This window comes from Flavobacteriales bacterium (genome assembly GCA_019694795.1).
In the GTDB taxonomy this organism is placed as follows: domain Bacteria; phylum Bacteroidota; class Bacteroidia; order Flavobacteriales_D; family UBA2798; genus UBA2798.
Genome location: JAIBBF010000118.1, coordinates 1 through 3,309 on the forward strand (window position 1 = coordinate 1; position 3,309 = coordinate 3,309).

Annotated in this window: 3 protein-coding genes; all 3 read left to right on the forward strand. The window is 37.8% G+C overall.

Translation table 11 applies throughout. The annotated features are described in order from the left end of the window. Window positions 1–792, forward strand: a 792-nt coding sequence (locus tag K1X56_15085; protein ID MBX7096043.1) for an MFS transporter, incomplete at its 5' end; no start/stop codon positions are given. Next, window positions 785–1,276, forward strand: coding sequence for a hypothetical protein (locus K1X56_15090; GenBank protein ID MBX7096044.1), 492 nt, complete (start codon window positions 785–787; stop codon window positions 1,274–1,276). The genes K1X56_15085 and K1X56_15090, both read left to right, overlap by 8 nt. 63 nt (window positions 1,277–1,339) lie before the next feature. Continuing rightward, the coding region (locus K1X56_15095) for an AAA family ATPase (protein MBX7096045.1) at window positions 1,340–3,309 on the forward strand (1,970 nt) is incomplete at its 3' end.

Below are 3,309 nucleotides of genomic sequence, written 5' to 3' on the forward strand. Positions count from 1 at the left end.
GAAAAAGATCACGGAAAAGTTTTTGGTTTTCATCGTTCAATGGATACCCTGGGTGCGGTGGCGGGTCCTGCATTAGCACTACTCTTTCTTTATTATTATCCGGGAGAATATTCCTTATTGTTTTTTATTGCATTTATTCCGGGTGTATTAGCTGTAGTATTTACGTTCTTAATACACGAAAGCGGGATTGAAAAAAAGGAGAAAAAGGAAAAACCAAAACTTCTTATATCCTTTTCATATTTAAAAACCTGCAATAAAAAATACCTGCATTTATTCATTGGTATTCTGATTTTTTCACTGATGAATAGTTCAGATGTATTCTTGTTGTTAAAAGCGAAAGAATCAGGACAAAGCGATGAGAATGTGATCCTGATGTACATTCTTTACAATGCGTCTTATGCACTATTGGCATGGCCATTCGGAATTATCGCAGATAAAATCGGTCTACGTACAACATTTATTTCAGGACTGATAATTTTCACCTTGGTGTATGTTGGATTTGCGTTTGCAGAAAAAAGCGTTCATTTTATTTTTCTGTTTTTATTCTACGGAGGATATGCCGCATTAACCGATGGAATTGGAAAAGCATGGATTGTTCGTTCAGTACCTAAAGATGAAAAAGCAACAGCTATAGGAACACTAAGCGGTTGGCAAAGCATTGCTACCATGATGGCGAGTTTTCTGGCAGGAGCAATCTGGTACAGCGGCGGAAGTGCATTTCTGTTTTTATTAACCGGATTAAGCACTTTTATTGCCATTCTCTATTTATTGATCAAAACAAGTAATGAATAAAGAAAAATCGAATTTTGAACGCATGATCGATTTGGTCGAAGAAATTTTCTCTACCAGAAACGACCCTGAACAATTGCAGGTGAACGAAGAAGTCATTGAACAATTAATTCAACTTGATCCCCATTTTGTTTCGGAATTAGACGAAGGAAAAGGTCCTTGTTGCTGGATTTTACTCATTCCATCAAACACCGAATTAATGCATCGCTTTTTAGATGCAGAAATTACAGAACAGGAATTATTCGAACGTTCAAGAACGTTAACAACATTTACAACATTATACCTTGCTTCTGCCCTTACCCTGCCTGAATACCGAAATAAGGGAATCACCTTTCATCTGTGCATTTCTGCTATTCTTGAACTGCAAAAAAAATATTCGTTTCAGGATTATTTTGCATGGACATTTACCGAAGAGGGTAAACACCTGGCTGCCAAAATTTCAAATCACTTTTCCAAGCCGGTCCACATTCGTGAACATCAACCATAATTTCATCATTCTTAAAGTTCGAAGTTTTGAATCTCAGGATTCTCTATTTTTACATTTCATTCCATGTTCGACCCTACACAAATAGCAACACAATTCCTGCAAAATTCCAACAGGCATTTGTTTCTCACCGGAAAAGCCGGCACGGGGAAAACTACTTTTCTAAAAAAAATAGTCGAACACTCGCATAAAAAAGTAGTCATAGCCGCACCAACCGGAATTGCTGCCATCAATGCCGGAGGAAGTACTCTTCACTCCCTGTTCCAACTTCCATTTGGCGCATTTATTCCCGAAAACAGATCCTTAAATGAGTCTGAATTAACCTCCAGGTTTAACACGCCGCATTCGCTGCTTAAGAATTTAAAAATAAGCGACAGAAAACGCTCCGTTATAAAAGAGATGGAGCTCCTCATCATCGATGAAGTTAGTATGTTAAGAGCAGATTTGTTAGATGCCATCGATGTGGTTTTAAAACAAATCAGAAAAAACACCCATCCATTCGGGGGATTACAAATTCTGTTCATTGGCGATTTACTTCAATTACCGCCTGTAATCCGGAATGATGAATGGTCTGTTTTAAAATCATATTATCCATCTCCCTATTTTTTTGATGCACTTTCACTGCGCGACAACAAACCGTTATATATAGAATTGGAAAAAATCTATCGCCAGCAGGACGATGTATTCATTGAAATTTTAAATCATTTACGACAAAACAAAATCACGGATCAGGATATAGAAATTTTAAATAAATACTATCAGCCCGACTTTAATCCGGGTCCGAAAGATGAATACATTACGCTGACTACACACAATCAAAAGGCCGACTCCATCAATAATAGTTTTCTGAGTCAGCTACCCGAAAAATCAATTTATTATTCCGCCGAAATAGAGGGAGATTTTCCTGAATCGATGTTCCCCATGGAAAAGGAACTCGAGCTAAAAACAGGAGCACAGGTTATGTTTATTAAAAATGACCCCAGCGGACAATCCAGATTCTTTAATGGGAAAATCGGAATTGTAGAAGAATTAAAAAAAGATGCTATAATAGTAAGTATCGATGAAGGCAAGGAGAAGATTGAACTTGAAAAATATGAATGGAAAAACGTTCGCTTCGAAACAGATGAAGCAGCCGATGAAATAAAAGAAGTTGAAATTGGGACCTTTCGCCATTACCCGATAAAATTGGCATGGGCCATTACCGTACATAAGAGCCAGGGACTCACCTTTACAAAAGCAATCATCGATCCGCAGGATGCCTTTGCTCCAGGTCAGGTTTATGTAGCTTTATCCCGACTTCGGTCTCTGGATGGACTCGTATTAACTTCAAAAATCCGAATGCATGGTCTGTATACCGATCAGCAGGTAAAAAGTTATCAGGAGAAAAAAGAATCCAAAGAAATACTGGAGCAATTGGTTCATGTAGAGAGCGACAAATACATGGTGGACTACATTTCAAAAGCCTTCGATTTTCATTCTATCCTACAAGCCATCATTCATTCCGGAAAATCAGGAGCAGAATCAGAAAACCGGTCCATCCGAAAAAAAGAAAAACCATGGTTAGACTCCATCTATAGCCGACTTTTCCCTTTAGCAGAAACCGGAACACGCTTTATCACTTTTTCAAAGGCAACGGTATTGGGAAAAAAAGAAGCTTATTATTCCATCATGGAAGCAAAGTTAACAGGAGCTCTAACTTATTTTCTTCCGGAAATGCAATCGGTCAGTGATGAGATATTAAAAAAGCTCAAAGAACTTCGTGAAATAAAAAAAGCAAAATTATTATTTAGCGAATTATTAGAAATCGACTTGCTGCTTTATAAGCAAACCCGGATGATTCGAAAAGCAGGTTTACTGGCAAAAGCGATTGGTGAAAACAAAGAATTATCCAAAGAAGATGCCGGTAAAAACGATGAAGAAAACTTCAGAGCAAAACGAATTGCAGAATTGAGTACTTCTGTTCATCACGAAGAGGATCTCAGCGAAACAGAATACCGAAAAGCAAAACCTTCCTATAAACGTAAAACCGCGAAGTC